Origin of the sequence: Saccharomonospora iraqiensis subsp. paurometabolica YIM 90007, from assembly GCF_000231035.2 — a bacterium.
GTDB lineage: Bacteria > Actinomycetota > Actinomycetes > Mycobacteriales > Pseudonocardiaceae > Saccharomonospora > Saccharomonospora paurometabolica.
In genome coordinates, this window is the sequence record NZ_KI912196.1 from 161440 (window position 1) to 162103 (window position 664).

Here is a 664-nt window from a genome sequence, read left to right on the forward strand (position 1 = left end):
CGGGCGCGGCGGCAGCGGCCGCGGGAAGCGGGGCGCGGACCAGACCGCGCAGCAGCGGGGGGACACCCTCGTCGGCGCGGGCACGTACCCCGGCCAGGTCGAGCCGGATCGGCAACAGCAGCGACTCGGCCGACCCGAGTGCCCTGTCGAACAGAGCCATCCCGTCTTCAGTGGACAGCAGCGTCATGCCGCCACGGTGGAGCCGCTCGCGCTGTTGTTCGTCGAGGTGCCCGGTCATACCGCTGGCTTCGGCCCACAGCCCCCAGGCCAGCGAGACACCCGGCTTGCCCTCGGCCCGGCGGCGGGCCACGAGCGCGTCGAGCCCGGCGTTGGCGGCCGCGTAGGCGCCCTGGCCGGGGTTGCCGAACAGCCCGGCGGCGGCGGAGAAGACGACGAACGCGGTGAGGTCGAGGTCGCGGGTGGCCTCGTCGAGCACCTGGGCCGCCGTCAGCTTGGGGCGGGCCGCCGTGTCCAGCCGGTCCTCGGTGATGGCGGCGAGAACCCCGTCGTCGAGGACGCCCGCGGTGTGGACGACTGCGGTCACGGGGTGTTCGGCGACCAGGACCCGGACCTGTTCGGGGTCGGCCACGTCGCACGCGACGACGGCCGCGGTCGCGCCGAGGCGGGCGAGGTCGTCGGCGAGGTCCGCGGCGCCGGGCGCGTC

The 664-nt window shown here is 76.1% G+C and carries 1 protein-coding gene; it reads right to left on the minus strand.

What is annotated here, in order from left to right:
• On the minus strand, nt 1–664 hold a 664-nt coding region (locus tag SACPADRAFT_RS25075; protein WP_157577029.1), incomplete at both ends, for a KR domain-containing protein.